Genomic DNA, 14,613 nt, shown 5'->3' on the forward strand with positions numbered 1-14,613 from the left:
CATGGCGCGTCGCCCCGTCACCGACCTTTCCGCCTGGCCTTCGATTAGTCTCGAAGGCAATCTGATTGCGCCCGCCATGCTGGCGCGGATTGATGAACGTGCTGCGCCCGAACAAAGCCCAGAAGAGTATGGCGTGCGCAAAGGCCTTACACTTCGCGAAGACATCTCCACGGCGTTCCGGGTTGGCCAGTCGCATTTTGATGCGTTCAGCAAACAGAGTAATCCTTCGGCCGACGCCACGCGGCGCTTCATTAAGGCCTTCCTGAAGGAGACGTTTGGGTTCGATGATGTCGAAGATGGTGAAGGGCTGATAGCACTCTTTGCGGGCGACAAGCGTATTCCCGTCATTGTCGTACCGCCTGATGAGGAACGGCTCGACCGACGCAGCGCCACGTTGTCGGTCGAGCGCTCGCGCTCGCCCGCCTTTGCGCTTCAGGACTACCTCAACGAAGAAGATGACGCCCTGTGGGGCCTTGCCACAAATGGCACCGTTATTCGCCTGATGCGGGACAACGCCTCCCTGACGCGCCCCGCGTTCATCGAGGCTGACCTTGCACAAATCTTCTCCAATGAGGACGCCGCATCTTTCGGTCTGCTCTGGCTCCTCATTCACCGAAGCCGTTTCGGCAATGCTGGCGCGTCGGCCACCGACTGTGCGCTGGAACGCTGGCGGGAAACGGGAACGAAGGAAGGCGAAGTTGCACGCGACCGGCTCGCAGCACAGGTCAAACTTGCCCTCAATATTCTCGGATCGGGCTTCCTTGAAGCCAATCCGGCGCTCGCGGCCAAGCTTCAGTCTGGCGAGCAAAACCTGACCGAGTGGTTCAACGAACTGCTGCGTCTAGTCTACCGGCTGATCTTCCTGATGGTTGCCGAGGACCGAAACCTTCTGCACCCGAAGGTTTCCAGGGCGGAGGCGCGCAAGCTTTATGCGGATGGTTACAGCCTCGCCCATCTTCGCGCCCAGTGTTTTCGCGGGGCGACCTGGGACCGCCACCATGACCGATTTGAGGGGATCAAGATCGTCTTCCGCGCACTGGCTGGTGGTCAGGAGGCCCTGGCGCTGCCCGCGCTTGGCGGGCTCTTTGCGCCGAACATGCTGCCGAGCCTGGAGACCGCGAAGTTGCGCAACCGCGCCTTCATGGAGGCGCTCTACCGCCTTTCATGGCTGCAGGGCAAAACAGGCATGGCGCCGGTCAACTGGCGCGCCATGGAGACCGAGGAACTAGGCTCCGTCTATGAATCCCTCCTCGAACTCCAGCCCCAGCTTGGCGATGACGGCAAGTCGCTGGTCTTTGCGTCCGAAGCGGCGGAACAGAAGGGCAATCAGCGCAAAACCACCGGTTCCTACTACACGCCCGACAGCCTCGTGCAGGCCCTGCTCGATACCGCGCTCGATCCGGTCCTCGAAAAGACCGAGACCGAAGCGGATGATCCGGAAGCCGCGCTACTAAACCTGTCTGTCATCGATCCCGCCTGCGGGTCGGGTCACTTTCTGCTCGCTGCGGCAAGACGGATTGCCACGCGCGTCGCCCGTATTCGTGCCGACGGCACACCGGCGCAGGAGGATTTCCGCCACGCGCTGCGCGATGTCGCGCGCTCCTGCATTCACGGCGTGGACCGCAATCCGATGGCGGTGGAGCTGACCAAGGTGGCGCTCTGGATCGAGACGGTCGATCCCGGCCTGCCGCTCGGGTTTTTCGATGCGCAAATCCGCTGCGGCGATGCGCTGCTCGGTGTGTTCGATCTGGCTGTTCTGGAAGAAGGTATTCCGGATGCGGCCTACAAGCCGCTAACGGGCGACGACAAGGATGTCGCCAAATACTATCGCGACAAGAACAAGCGCGAGGTCAAAGAGCGGGAGACCATCGCCAGCGGCTTCGGGTTTGCCCGCCAGCAGGATTTCATGCGCGAATTTGCGCGCCTGCGCGCCATGCCGGAAAACACGGTGCGGCAGATCGAGGCCAAGGCTGAGAAGCTTCGTGCCCTGACGGCGGAGGGCGCAATCGCCTGGACGCTGGAGACCGCCTGCGATCTCTATGTCTCAGCCTTCCTCCTGCCCAAGACGAAAGACGATCCGCATGCCGGTCCGGACGGCCTGCCGCGCCGGGGCGCTGAGACCGTACCGACCTCTGGCGCGCTCTGGGAATGGCTGCGCGGCGTGCAACTCTTCGGCCCACTCTTCGCAAACAGCATCGACGCTGCCCGCAAAGCACGCGCTTTCCACTGGCCGCTGGAATTCCCAGACGTCATGCAACACGGTGGGTTCGATGTGGTGCTGGGCAATCCGCCTTGGGAGCGTGTCGAAGTTCAAGAACAGGAAATTTTCGCAACGTCACATCCCGAGATCGCGACTGCAAAGAATGCTTCCCATCGCAAAAGGATGATCGACGCGCTGAGGACTAGCGATCCAAAGAACTTCGCGCGATGGCAGGATGCGCTCCGGACAGCGGCTTTCGAGGTGAATTTTTATAAGGAAAGCGGAAGGTTTCCGCTCGGTAGCCCGGGAAAGGTAAATACCTACGCCGTATTCTCGGACCTGTTTTGGCAGCTAGCACATCCACAAGGCTATTCTGGGTTGATTATTCCGACTGGTCTGGTCGGCGGCTATACGTATCGTGAGTTTCTCGGCGAGCTATTGCGCGCGAGGTCGCTAGTAGCATTCTACGGTTTCGAGAATGAAGACCTTATCTTTCCTCACATCACCAATAAGGTAAAGTTTGGCCTACTGACGGTTGCCGGGCGCAGTGTTGAAATCGAACGACCTTGGTTCACGGCGCACATTCGCCAGCCTGCCGAAATCGCTGATCCCGAGAAGCGTTATTCGCTTACCGTCGATGAAATCCGGGCGATCAATCCGAACACGCTCAATCTGCCAGCGTTTCGCTGGGCCAGAGACGCCAAAGTTACTGCTGTCATCCACACCGTGGCACCGATCTTGATCGAGAAGGACGGAAACACGGTTGTTCGGAATGACTGGCGTGTCACGTTCAAAACGCTTTTTAATATGGCGACTGACTCAGGGCAATTCATGGACCATGAGGACATTGCGCCGCTGATTCTCGAACGCCGAGGCGCGCTCGCTGTCCTCACAGATGGTCGACAAGTCTATCCCCTTTATGAGGGGAAGATGTTCTGGCATTTCGACCACCGGTACGGGACCTACGAGAACCAAACCGAGAAGCAGGCCAACAAAGGCGTTCTCCCTAGGGTGACGGATGCGCAGCATTCCCGGCCAGACTATAGAATTCAGCCCCGTTACTGGGTTGATAGACGGGCAACGCACGACGCGTTGGCCGACGATGCGGACACAGAATGGTTTTTCGCCTGGAGGGATGTTGGACCGTCGGAGCGTAGCTTCGTTGGGACCATCGTGCCGAGAGCCGCAATGGGTCACGCGTCGCCTTATATTTCAGCCGAGTTGCCACCGCCTGAAGTGCTTTCATTGAGCGCGATCCTATCATCTCTGGTGGTCGACTACGCGGTTCGGCAGAAAACAAGCCGAATGACTTTCTTCGTGGTAGAACAGCTTCCTATGCTCGACCGTGAGAAACTGGAGCATGCTCCGATTTGGCTCGGAGAAAGTGCCGGTGCTTGGATTAACCAGCGGGCGATTGAGCTCTTCTACACGAACAGGGAACTCAGCGGACTAGCGGAGAGCATTGGTTCAGCAACATCGCCTTATCGGTGGGATGCCTCCCGTCGTTCGGTATTGCAGGCTGAAATAGATGCCGCTGTTCTGCACCTCTATTCCTTGAACCGCGAACAAGCAGAGTGGCTTCTCGATTCTTTCACCGTTCTCCGCAAATACGAGGAGCGAGACCACGACGAATTTCGCACAAGACGGCTCGTGCTCGAAGCCTATGACGCGATGGCAAAAGCTAAAGCGGATGGGGTCAGCTACCAGACGCCGCTATCACCGCCGCCCGCTGACATCAGCCTTTGTCACGGTGCCGAAGAAGCACGACAGCCTTCAACCACACAACCCATTCAACTCCCACCGCTCGAAGAACTGCCCGATGCAATTTGGGCCTGGCAGCAGGGCGTTCCGGAGCGCGACCGTGTCCGCGCTCAACTTCGCGCCGTCGCTGGTATCGTACCGGAGCCATCGGACGCTCGCCGGATACGTCTCGCAGCGTTGTCCTGCCTTCAGCCGAGCCTGCTTGATGGCTTCCTTTCAGATCAGGATCGTCGCGAATGGCAGCGTCTCATGGCGCATCCTACCGGCGTCACCCAGCTTGTCCCGCCGACCAACGCCGCCTGGGGCGCGGCTTTCAACGAGTTGGTGTCATCGGCCGTTCTCGACGTATCGACAGACGGCAGCAGGTGGAGCGCCGGTGAGCGACTCGATCACTCCACTTTGAGCGCTGACGACCCATCGGTGGCCCGCGCCTTGTTTGCGTGGTCAAGGCTACAATCCGTCGATCTGGAGCAGGGCCTGACTGCGGTCTCGGCAGAGATCATTCCATTCATCAGGGAGGGACGGCTTGCAGCCTGATTTCTTCCAGCCTGAAGAGATCAAGTTCTCCCTGCCGGACGGCCAGGAGGGGCCAAGGTTGTGGGTTCGCCGCGTGGCGCTTTGGCAGGACGCGGGCACGCTTCTGCGGGACATACCACTTCGCCCCGGCGTGAACATTATCTGGTCTCCCGACCTCACCACAAATGGCAAGGGCGCGACACCCCATGGCAGCGGTAAGTCCACCTTCTGTCGGCTGATCCGCTATTGCCTCGGCGAGCGGCACTTCTCGAATGACGAACAGCGCCCGCTGATGCAGCACAAGCTGCCTGACGGTTTCGTTGGGGCAGAGATAATCATTGACGGTGAATGCTGGGTCGTGACGAGACCGATTGGCATGAACCTGCCGTCTCGTGCCGTTCGGGCAGACCGGATAGAAGAGACGTTTGATCAGCTATTGGTCGGGACGGACCCGCCGACGCTCGCGCCCGTTATTTCGGATCGCTTTTGCAAGGCCTATCGTGATCAAGTGCCGGACAATTTGAGGGCAGATCAGGTCTGGGATGTGCTTCTCGCCTGGCTCACCCGCGATCAGGAGTGCCGCCTCGATGATGTGTTCGACTGGCGCTCGAAGCGGTCTGGTTCCGGGTCGCCTGCTCAGGAGCTATCGCTTGAAACCAAGCTGACCGTTGTTCGCCTCGCAATCGGTGCCCTTTCCGCGGAAGAGACTTCGGCAGCCGCGGAAGCACGAACGCTCACACGCGAGCGCGATGGCCTGCGTCAGCAACTTGGCCATCTCGACTGGTTCCAAAACCAGCGCTTTGGTGAGCTGTGCGAAGGCCTTTCCTATCCGACGGACCGCGACCCTGCCGAGGAAACGGTTCGCAGGGAACTGATTGATCGGGCCAATGAGGAATTGGCGAAGGCCACGGGCAATAAGCACACGAAGGGTAGCGCGCCCAGCGCGGAGCTTCAGGGCAAGCGTCGCACCCTGCAGACTGAGCGTACAAAGGTCAGCGACGAACGTGCGGAAGCACAAGCGCTGCTCAACAGCCTTCCCGCTCAGATCGCTGCGAAGCGCTCAGAACAGGGCTTTGAGCGAGCAAGATTGGAAACCGGAGAGATCGTTCGCTGCACGATCTGCCATGTCAGCATTGATGAGGTGAAGGCGAAGGGGTGTGGTGTCTCGCTTGAGCGGTGCGACTTGGATGAAGTTCGAACACGGCTAGACCGCGCTGAAGAGCAAGTGGCGGAATTTGAAAGACAACGCGCTTCACTTCCCATCGAAATTGGGAAGCTGGATGGGGAAATCCTACGCCTGGATCGTGAGATCCGTCAGATCGACGATCAGTTCGTCAAGCTTGAGGGTCAGTTGACCGAAACCAACTCTCGCGTCACGAATGCGCGCGAGCTTGTCCGAGAGGCAACCTGGTTCGACCGTCAGCTGAACGGCAGGCAGGCCATTGTTCGCCGACTTGAAGCGATCGACACAAGGCTTGAAGTTCTTCGCGATTCCATGCGGCGCGAACGTGAACGTGCGTCCACCGCCATTGGTGATCTTGAGACCGTCTTCAAGCAACTGATCTCGAGCCTGATGCCGCGTGGCTGTTCCGGAAGAATCCAGCTTGACGGAAATGGTCTGCATCCGGAGATTCTGTTGGAGCGTGGCGTCGGTCTATCAACCGCAGCCGTGGAGTCCTTCAAGATCGTCGCCTTTGATCTGGCGGCCCTGATCCTCTCGGTGAATGGCAAGGCCAGGATGCCAGCACTTCTAATCCATGACAGCCCACGCGAGGCGGATCTTGACGCCGGAATTTATGCCAACCTCTTCGATTTCGTGCTGGGTTTGGAGGGGCAGGCAGTCCCGACACCATTCCAGTACATCGTCACGACGACGACCGCCCCGTCAGATTCAGCACGCGGTCATGAGGCCATGCGTCTGGAGCTCTCGTCCACCCCGCCGGAGGCGAGGCTCTTCGCAATGGACTTCTGATGATCGAAAATCCTCAATCCTTCGTCGTTTCTACCGAGTGCAGCAAGGCTGCCGAACAGAACGGTTTTCGTCGTCGACTTGGCGAAACAGACGGATGGGCGGCGTTCCAGTCAACAACGGTGCAAGGGACGATCTGGTTCGCGGCTGCCGGGGCATCGGGTCCATGGTATCTGGCGCTGGATCATTCCGGTGTGATCGCTGAATCAGGTCTTGCCACGACGGCCACGAATGGCCCCGGCAAAGCGCGTTTCAGGTTCGAGTCGCTCCGGGAACTCTATGCCGCGCTACCTCGTATCTATGCGCTCGCGTCAAGTCTTCCTGATGCGCCGCTTCGTGTCTTCGAAAAGAAAATCGAAGGCCTTCCCAGATCGACCGAAGCCGAGCGAACAGTTGTACAACGCATTGGGCAGGACGTGTTCCGCGAGAGCTTGCTGGAATACTGGGATGGGAAATGTCCTCTCACTGGGATCGGTGATGCTGCCTTGCTGCGCGCCTCTCACATCATCCCATGGAAAGACTGTGAGTCCGACGCTGAGCGCCTCGATGTGCACAACGGTCTTCTGCTTTCGGCGCTTTGGGACGCAGCCTTCGACAAAGGTCTCGTGACATTCGATGATGGTGGAGAACCTGTCTACTCTTCTGTCCTGGGATCGTCTGCCCGGCAGCATCTCAAGTGGACAAGGCCGATAGTGTTGACTCAAAGCCACATTGTCCGACTGGCTTGGCACAGGAGCAACGTCTTCGTTATCGGCTGAACGATGCTTGGAAGATTGACGCGCCTCACCGCCCAATCCCCCTCGCACGGCCCACGCTCCAGTCGATGCCGCCCGCACGCGCTTTGACGCTGATCTCTGCCCCGCGATAGCGCTCCAGTTCCGGTCGCCAGGGGACGAGGGTAAATTCCTTTGAACGCGTGACCAGCGCAAACCGGCCCTGGGCAAGGTCCACGGGACGCTCATAGACACCGCTGATCGACATGCCGTCTTCGAGCTTCAGGAACGCCCCTTTTCCCCGAATGCCATCGGCGGCGGATTTCAGTTCCTCTGCGGCGAGACGGTCCCTCATGCCGGACTTCAACTGGCCATCCTCTCCGAGCCAGCCTTCACGCTCCAGAAAGGCGCGCCTTGCACTGAGTGCGGATGCCGTTTCCCGGCCAAACCCTTTGCCCGTCAGACTCTCACGATCCACGGCGTCCAGCCAGACAGGTGCGCGGCGTTCGATCTGCGCCTCGACAGACAGCCAGGATTTGACCTCAACCCGCACACCACCGGTTCGTGCCGCTTCGAACCGCGCGGCCTTATCCAGATAGTCCGCACCGATTGCAAAGCGCCCGTCGCTGTCACGGGTGACAAAGCCTGCCCGCCGCATGGCTTCGAGGCGGCGAATATGGGCAAGGCGATAGTCAGGCCGTGAGGCGGGATCGAACGCTTCGTGCAATGCATCAGAAAACATCCCGCAATTCAAAGCGGCGATGCGGGCAATGGTTCGGTCGGACGCGCGCGGTTGGCCGACTGAAGGCAATACCACCACTGATCCCTTTGGCGGCACCGCGCCCGGCAGGGTCTCGCCAAGGCTGACATGCCAGCGCTCACCGTCGAGGGCTTCGAGGATGAGATAGCGGCGATTGCGCAGCTCATCTTCCGGACCGTCGGTCACGACCCGCCCGACAATCGTGCGGGCCTGTTCATGGGCCGGATCATAGACCCTGCCGGAGAGGCCATCGCCAGTGTTAAAGGCGGCGGCGATTTCACGAATGCGGTCGCCCTCGCGGCCAATGGCCTGAAGCCGTTCCTTCCAGCCCTCTTCAAGCGCGAAGGCGCCATCGCCTCGCGCGGACGCAAGCCCCATCCCGCGCAAGTGTTCCAGCCGCCTCTGGATCAGCGCACGGTCAAACCGGCTCAGTTTCTCCATCCCGTACGGGCGTGTCAGATCGCCATCCCGTGCAAGCCGCTCGATCCTGGCATCGAGCCGTGTCAGTCGGCCCGCTGTCACATCGCGTTCCTGAGCCCGCGCAATCTCAAGGTCGCGCCGGGGACCGAGTTCATCTGTCACGATCGCGCTGGCGCGCGTCCGCAGACCTTCTGTCAGATAGTCCCGCGCGATGATGAGATCGCGTCCCAGCTGATCCTTGCCGCGCACAACGATATGGGTGTGGGGGTGGCCGGTATTGTGGTGATCGACGGCGACCCAGTCGAGCTTCGTGCCGAGATCCTTTTCGGCCTGCGCCATGAGCGCGCGCACCGTCTCTCTCTGAGTTCTGAGGTCTGCGGCGTCCTCGGGCGAGACGATGAAGCGGAACTGGTGTCGGTCACTGGCGCTACGTTCTTCGAAGAGGGCACCATCTATTCGGTCGGCGTCCCGGCCGTAGAGTTCGCCGCCTTCGCCATCGCGGTCTACACCGTCCCTTTGAATGTATCTGAGATGCGCCCGGAAGGCGGCGGGGCCAAGGCCTCGGGCAGCACGCGCGATATGGACTTTCACCACGACGCGCCGCATGCGGAGTTTCGGGTGCGGTGTCTGGCGAAAAAGGCTGGCCCGTCCGGCGCCGGTTCCACGGGCGATCTGGGCCCCGCTGAATGCAGTCTTACCAACACTAGAAGACAACCGCCGCCCGGCACGTTTGAGCTCGGCCCTGAATCGCCTGCCGCCTGCGGCTCCAGCATCACAAAGCTTGCCGAGGCGCGGGGTGAACTCATCCTCCCCGCTCATGGTGCAAACGCCGTTGGCGCCCTCATAAACCACTGAATCAATTGGGGATACCAAAAAACAGGGTGCCACAAGGTTTCGCAAGAGGCGCCAAAAAAGGGATGTGCAGACAAGGGGTTAAGGGGCCGAGGGCGCCAACCCTTTAATCTTGCCCTCCGGGTCCGCACACCTATTCCTTGCCAATCCTTGCAAGCGCTTGCGAGATCGCCGGTCATCGCTGTTCCCACAGCAGGGTCGCCACACCCTCGAGATCGCTGTCCTGCATGATCCCGAAATAGCGCCCGTCGAGGGATCGCGGATGATCATTGAGGAGGAAAACCTCGCCGTTCCGGAGCACATGACAGCCCTGCCAGCGTGGCAGTTTGAGACCGGCGGGCGCCTCGACGAGCGCCTCGGCGACCACGGTTTGATTGATCAGGATGGTCTGGTTCTCGCGGCAGATTTCATCGCCAGGAAGCCCTGCAATCCGCTTCACCAATGGCCAGTCTGCGCCGGTAAAGCCGTGTGAGGAAGTCCATCTCGCGGCCTCCGATTTGGCAGAGACGACAGCCCACCCGTTCAGGGTGAGCGGGCCGTCGCTCCGCCAGTAGAGGCCGATGGGCGCGCTTTGCGTCCTGTTCCAAATCAGCCGTTTCTGATCGGCGATCACGCTCGCTGAGCCGATCAGACCTATGGCAATACCTAACAGAATGAGGGCGGTTCTGCGCTTCACGGACGCACCCGTGTCGCGCTGTCCTTGAACTTTCTGCGCTCGGACCATTCGATGAGATCATCGATGTGATAGAAGACGAGTCCGCCATGTTTGCGGTAGCTCGGCCCGCCACCGATCCAGCGATAATGCTCGAGGGTTGAACGGGTCAACCCGAGATAGTCGGCAGCTTCCTGCGCTCTTAGAAACGGGCTCTTGCGCCCGCCATTTTCATGGGTGTTGGTCATTGTAATCTGTCCTTTCCGGTCGCTTCAGGACCAGGGAAAGGTCAGCACAAATCGCAAGAATTCAGGGGGATCGTTTAGCCCGCAGGGACGAACGATCCCCCTGCAGACCGGGCCGGATTCATCAGATCAAGATAACCGCCCTGCATTAGTGAGAGCCCTTTCTTGCGGAGTCTGCGCATACGGTTTCGTACGCTCTCGTCGGGTGATTTGTAGCGCTCGATGCCATCCTCTCTGCCGTAAATGACCATCGCCGCGTCACGATGGGAGCCGCCTTCGAGGTGAACATCCAGGGCGATCAAGGCGTCACGCAGACCGAGCGCGGTGCTGGTCCATTGCGGGCCTGCAGGCTGCTCGGGAAGGAAGCCGTCATAGACCATTTTCAGTCTGCGTAGTGTCTCGATCTTTGCATCAACCGGCCCGAAAAACCGCAGCATGAAGCGTAAATCAACTTCGCCCAGAAGCAGGCTGTCGCCCTCGCAGCGCAGTTGGATCGAACGTTTGCAATAGACGATCCGAAGGTGCTGCGCGCCATCATGATCGATGAACAGGGACCTGCGACAGGTCAGCCGGGAGAGATTGAACAGGCCTTCGAGACATCGGTCCGTAAGGCTTCGCTCAACCGCACGAACATCCACCGTGGTGACGCGGTGATTGGCCTCTTCCGTCCAGAAAATCGGCGCATCAAGACAGGTGCGACGCGGGCTGACGAAGAAGGAGAGACCGAACCGCGCCGCATCAGGCTCCGGCCTGGACAGTTTCAGGATTTCCATGCCGCAGGACTGTTTGGTCCGCGTCAGGGCACCATCTCGATGCTCGGCATGCGCGTTTGCATAGTCTGGCCAGCGGCGGGCGAATTCCCAGGCCCAGCTGCCCAGCGTTACGTTCTTGAGATAGGCGTAGTCGTCTGCATTCAAACGCTGAAAATCCCCAACCTTTTCAATCCACAAGAGCAAAATGCGTGCCAACACGCGTCGCGCGAGCGACGCGAATGGCACGAAAGCCAACGCAAAAACCGCCCCGGAGATGATCTCCGGAGCGGCTCATTGGCGATGGATATGATCCCTAATCCCGCGGGTTCCAGAGGATCACGTGGCGGCCCTTCTTGCCTTTCACGGGGGCGAGGTTCGCGTAGATCTTGCGCGGGCCGATCTGCGGGTCTGCGAGGGTGATCGAGACATATTCGCGACCTGAAGCTTTGGCTTTTCTGAGCCATCCGCCGCCGATCTCGGTCGAGGTTTCACCGGCGAAGATGCGGTAGTCGGGCTGTCCTTCGGCGGCTTTCTCCGCGTTCTTCTCGATGCGGATGGCGGCGGTGAGGTTCATCATTGCAAGAGCGCCTTCGAAGCCGGTCTTGGTTTCGCTGACATATCCGAGTGCGTTGGCCATGGTGTGGTTCCTTTCGTTTCTGATCGTGTCCCGGGGACCCCTTGTCCCCGTCGACGCCGGACCGCTCGGGCGGCGCTGGGCGGGCCTGAACCGCTTGCGGGCGAAACGAAGTGGAGCACCGGCCCGGCGAAGAATTTTGCTGGGCGAGGAGCCGCAAAGCGGCGGGGAAAATTCTTCGCAAGGGCTGGTTTCAAGGCCCGACAGGCGTCGTCCAGGTCACACGGCATGAGACGGGAACAAGGGGTTCGCAGCGCATCGTTGGAAACGGATGGAGCCAGTCTGGCCGACATTTCGGAAGGCCCAGCGAGACCCAAAGACGGGGCGATTTTTTTCGGCGCGGTTCAATCAATGAACCCTCTGCCTGCGCCCATGCTGCATCAATCAGTGCGCGGAAAGCCGCCCGGCGACTGTCACCGGGCGGCTCCGTCATCCGCCTGACAAGGAGACTGAAAGGTCAGGCGGCGTGTGGCTGATCGAAGGCTTGCGTCGCGGCCCCATCAATGTGTTCGCCGCGCCCTTCAAACAGTTCCGCAACCCGCGCCCAGGCATCGGCGGGCGGGGACCCTGCACACTCGACAAGGCGGGTTGGCGGCGTCTGCATCCATGCGGGACGCCAGTCGGGATTAGGCTCGCATCCATGGCCGTTTATCCGGTTGCCGATAATCTGCTTCTGGACCTTGGCGGTGTCGCCAGCGCAGCTTTCCGCGAGCGAGGTCGATCCAATATCGGCAACCATGGCATTGATGGCCCGCTTATCGCGAAGCAGATCGAAGAAGGCTGCGTCCGGTTTCCAGTAGGCAGGCAAATCCGTCTCGCAGACATGCAGGACAGCTTCCGCAATCGGACCGCCTGCTTCGAGCGTTTGCGCCATGGTGAAGGCCAGAACCTCCATAACTTCCTCGTCCGACATGGCGAGCAAGGCGGCAAAGAGTTCGCAAAGGCGGTAGGCGTCTGTGTTGCGCCGCGCCTCTCCGCGCACACCCAGCGCCTCGAACAGGGAAGCGACATAGGCGCGTCTTTCTTCCATCTCGGCGGCGGCTTTCGATGCTTCAAGGCTCGTCCGCGTGTCCGGTTTCTTCGTCCGGCACTCATGCGCGCGAATGTCCCACAAGGCGCTTCCAGTCATCGCATGGGCGACCATCAGGCGCAGCGCGATGGCGGGCTGCGTAGCGAGGCTCGCCTGAGCCGCGCCATGGCGGTGCAGAAGGATGTATTCCGCCAGCGGTCCGGACATTTCGGGTTTGACGGGCGCGGCGGGCGTATCTTTCTGACCAGACTTTGCCTTCTCCTGCCGCCGCGCCTCGGCCTGTGAGATATAGCCCTCGTGGAAGGTCACGGTGCCGTCATGGCGAAGCTCGACATAGACCTTGCCGCCTTGTTTCTTCGTTCGGCTCTGGTGGTCCCAGCGATGGAAAAACGCGCCGCGCTCAAGGCAGATGACGTCTTTCCAGCCATCGGCGATATAGGCTTCGACGCGCTGGGCCACGGTGGCGGACTGCGCTTTCCAGAAGGTTTCGGGATCGGCGAACACGCCATGCTCGCCAAACAGGTCGGCGGTGATCTGACCTTCATAGTCGGCGATGTCGAACAGCGCCTTGTCGGTGGTGATGACCGTCCCGCCGGTGATCCATGCCTTGCAGTTCCGGCCACGTGGCGCGCGTTCGTCCTCGCTTTCATAGAGGCGCAGCCATTCAGCCTGCTGGTCCTCGGTGGCGAGCGTCAGGGCGCGGATCGTCTCGCGGTCGATCTCCTCCTCGGCATAGAGTTTGCGGATCGGTTCACTGAGCGAAGCCAGCGCCAGAACGCGCCGCACCAGAAGCTCGGTGACGCCAAAGAAAGCGGCGATCTCGTCGACGCTGCGGCCTTCATCGTGCAAGCGCTTGAAGGCGGTGTACTGCTCCATTTCCGAGGCTGGCAGGCGTCCGACATTCTCGATGACGGAGGCGGCGATTGCGCTGGCCGCGTCTTCCTCGGCCATGATCGCGCAGGGGACAAGCGGGGTTTCACCCGTCTCCTTCTCGATCTCTTTCAGGGCGAAATAGCGCCGCCGTCCGGCGACGACGCCATAATGATCGCCTTCCTTGCGCACCAAGAGCGTCTGGCGGATTCCGCTCTCGCGGATGGATGGCAGGATGTCGGACACGTCCGGCTTCTTGCGACTGTGGCGCATGTTGAGTCTGGAAATCCGAAGCTCGGACAGGGGGATGGTTTTGAGAATGGGCTGGGACATGATCTGGCTCCTTGTTGATTGATTGGCTTTGAGATTGGGGGCGCGCCGTCAGGCGCGCGCCCCGCTGGTTTCCAGCGCCGCGCAAAAGCGTCGGGCGGCGGCGCGTCCTGCGTCCAGCGCCTCAGGCAGAAGCTCCTGCGCGACCTCGGTGAGGTAAGCGTTGTCGCTGTCGGGATAGTTGGCTTCGATCCCGAACAAGGCCGCTGCGTTTCGCTCAAGCGTCACGCCTTCGAGCGTCACGGACAGAACGATCCCGCAATAGAACCATTCATCCTTGCGCCATGCCTGCATGACGGCTTCGGCCTTGGCCTGCGCCTCGGCGAAGCGTTGCCGGTGGTTCGGGCCGGGACCAATGAATCCAGGCGCGTCCTTGTAGAGCGAAGGCCAGAATCCGTCCTGGCGCTCATCCGGTGCGTCGGGGCAATCATCGCGTACGATCCGCGCGATGACCTCGAAGCCTGCAACCTCGCAAGAGATGCTGTCGCCTTCGCAAACGAAGGGCTGGAAGCGTTCCGTGAACGTCATTGCGCGCCCTCCTTGAAGAGTCCGGCAATGGCGATCCAGTGAGGACCATAGACAGCATGTTCGCCGCATTCATCGCAGCGATAGGCGCTGGCATCGGGTTCGCAGCATCCGCGCGGGGCGCGGCAGGCAAGGCAGAAGCCTTCCTGCCAGTCGTCGGCCTGCTCAAGTTCTTCCACGGTGAAGCGATAGCGGGTGGTTTCGGGAGTCATGCGAAATCCTCCCCGTCTTCAATGTCCAGCGGCTGTGCCAGCGGATTGATGAAAACCTGCCAAGCGTCGGCGCAAAGGGCGGCATGCCATTTGAGCGCATCGGCGGCATTTGCCGCCAGATGGCTCTTGGCTGATCCGTCGCCATAAAGGGCGGTGACGAGAAACATGGTTC

The 14,613-nt window shown here is 60.6% G+C and carries 12 protein-coding genes; 3 read left to right on the forward strand and 9 right to left on the reverse strand.

The window, feature by feature from the left end; genetic code table 11:
• The first annotated feature begins 1 nt into the window (after position 1).
• The 3 genes from HY2_RS02885 to HY2_RS02895 are packed head-to-tail and all read left to right on the forward strand — an operon-like array spanning position 2 to position 7,204.
• Complete coding sequence (locus HY2_RS02885) at positions 2 to 4,498, forward strand: Eco57I restriction-modification methylase domain-containing protein (protein WP_034824565.1); 4,497 nt, start codon at positions 2 to 4, stop codon at positions 4,496 to 4,498.
• The gene (locus HY2_RS02890) at positions 4,488 to 6,449 is read left to right on the forward strand and encodes a chromosome segregation protein SMC (RefSeq protein WP_034824567.1); all 1,962 of its coding nucleotides are present in this window, start codon (positions 4,488 to 4,490) and stop codon (positions 6,447 to 6,449) included. Before HY2_RS02885 ends, HY2_RS02890 begins: the two co-directional genes overlap by 11 nt.
• The gene (locus HY2_RS02895; RefSeq protein ID WP_034824569.1) at positions 6,449 to 7,204 is read left to right on the forward strand and encodes an HNH endonuclease; all 756 of its coding nucleotides are present in this window, start codon (positions 6,449 to 6,451) and stop codon (positions 7,202 to 7,204) included. Before HY2_RS02890 ends, HY2_RS02895 begins: the two co-directional genes overlap by 1 nt.
• A 25-nt stretch (positions 7,205 to 7,229) precedes the next feature.
• On the opposite strand, the gene HY2_RS02900 is transcribed toward HY2_RS02895, so the two are convergent.
• The 9 genes from HY2_RS02900 to HY2_RS17275 all read right to left on the reverse strand — a co-directional run bounded on the left by HY2_RS02900 (position 7,230) and on the right by HY2_RS17275 (position 14,608).
• Positions 7,230 to 9,158 carry a DUF3363 domain-containing protein gene (locus tag HY2_RS02900; RefSeq protein ID WP_034824571.1) on the reverse strand — a complete coding sequence of 643 codons (1,929 nt, stop codon included), beginning with the start codon at positions 9,156 to 9,158 and terminating at the stop codon, positions 7,230 to 7,232.
• A gap of 208 nt (positions 9,159 to 9,366) precedes the next feature.
• A complete protein-coding gene (locus HY2_RS02905) occupies positions 9,367 to 9,867 on the reverse strand; it encodes a S26 family signal peptidase (RefSeq protein ID WP_051594653.1) in 501 nt (166 codons plus the stop codon).
• The gene (locus HY2_RS02910; protein ID WP_013300171.1) at positions 9,864 to 10,091 is read right to left on the reverse strand and encodes a helix-turn-helix transcriptional regulator; all 228 of its coding nucleotides are present in this window, start codon (positions 10,089 to 10,091) and stop codon (positions 9,864 to 9,866) included. Before HY2_RS02910 ends, HY2_RS02905 begins: the two co-directional genes overlap by 4 nt.
• Positions 10,092 to 10,165: 74 nt before the next feature.
• On the reverse strand, positions 10,166 to 11,059 hold the full coding sequence (locus HY2_RS02915; protein ID WP_146617160.1) for a DUF2285 domain-containing protein: 894 nt from the start codon (positions 11,057 to 11,059) through the stop codon (positions 10,166 to 10,168).
• Positions 11,060 to 11,153: 94 nt separating this feature from the next.
• A complete protein-coding gene (locus tag HY2_RS02920) occupies positions 11,154 to 11,477 on the reverse strand; it encodes a DUF736 domain-containing protein (RefSeq protein ID WP_034824575.1) in 324 nt (107 codons plus the stop codon).
• A 454-nt stretch (positions 11,478 to 11,931) separates the two neighbouring features.
• Positions 11,932 to 13,707, reverse strand: coding sequence for a ParB/RepB/Spo0J family partition protein (locus HY2_RS02925; protein ID WP_051594654.1), 1,776 nt, complete (start codon positions 13,705 to 13,707; stop codon positions 11,932 to 11,934).
• Positions 13,708 to 13,755: 48 nt separating this feature from the next.
• Positions 13,756 to 14,232 carry a hypothetical protein gene (locus HY2_RS02930; protein WP_034824577.1) on the reverse strand — a complete coding sequence of 159 codons (477 nt, stop codon included), beginning with the start codon at positions 14,230 to 14,232 and terminating at the stop codon, positions 13,756 to 13,758.
• Entirely contained in the window at positions 14,229 to 14,441 is a 213-nt protein-coding gene (locus HY2_RS02935) for a hypothetical protein (protein ID WP_034824579.1), read from the reverse strand. The genes HY2_RS02930 and HY2_RS02935 overlap by 4 nt, the downstream gene beginning before the upstream one ends.
• Complete coding sequence (locus HY2_RS17275; protein ID WP_155836539.1) at positions 14,438 to 14,608, reverse strand: hypothetical protein; 171 nt, start codon at positions 14,606 to 14,608, stop codon at positions 14,438 to 14,440. The genes HY2_RS02935 and HY2_RS17275 overlap by 4 nt, the downstream gene beginning before the upstream one ends.
• Between the last annotated feature and the right edge of the window lie 5 nt (positions 14,609 to 14,613).

It is taken from the genome of Hyphomonas pacifica, assembly GCF_000682675.1.
Lineage (GTDB): Bacteria > Pseudomonadota > Alphaproteobacteria > Caulobacterales > Hyphomonadaceae > Hyphomonas > Hyphomonas pacifica.

Bases quoted from the DNA above. Each gene is read 5' to 3' on its own strand.
- HY2_RS02920 (WP_034824575.1), bottom strand. From the start codon at position 11,477: ATGGCCAACGCACTCGGATATGTCAGCGAAACCAAGACCGGCTTCGAA.
- HY2_RS02885 (WP_034824565.1), top strand. From the start codon at position 2: ATGGCGCGTCGCCCCGTCACCGACCTTTCCGCCTGGCCTTCGATTAGT.
- HY2_RS02900 (WP_034824571.1), bottom strand. From the start codon at position 9,158: ATGAGCGGGGAGGATGAGTTCACCCCGCGCCTCGGCAAGCTTTGTGAT.
- HY2_RS02930 (WP_034824577.1), bottom strand. From the start codon at position 14,232: ATGACGTTCACGGAACGCTTCCAGCCCTTCGTTTGCGAAGGCGACAGC.
- HY2_RS02895 (WP_034824569.1), top strand. From the start codon at position 6,449: ATGATCGAAAATCCTCAATCCTTCGTCGTTTCTACCGAGTGCAGCAAG.
- HY2_RS02935 (WP_034824579.1), bottom strand. From the start codon at position 14,441: ATGACTCCCGAAACCACCCGCTATCGCTTCACCGTGGAAGAACTTGAG.
- HY2_RS17275 (WP_155836539.1), bottom strand. From the start codon at position 14,608: ATGTTTCTCGTCACCGCCCTTTATGGCGACGGATCAGCCAAGAGCCAT.
- HY2_RS02910 (WP_013300171.1), bottom strand. From the start codon at position 10,091: ATGACCAACACCCATGAAAATGGCGGGCGCAAGAGCCCGTTTCTAAGA.
- HY2_RS02925 (WP_051594654.1), bottom strand. From the start codon at position 13,707: ATGTCCCAGCCCATTCTCAAAACCATCCCCCTGTCCGAGCTTCGGATT.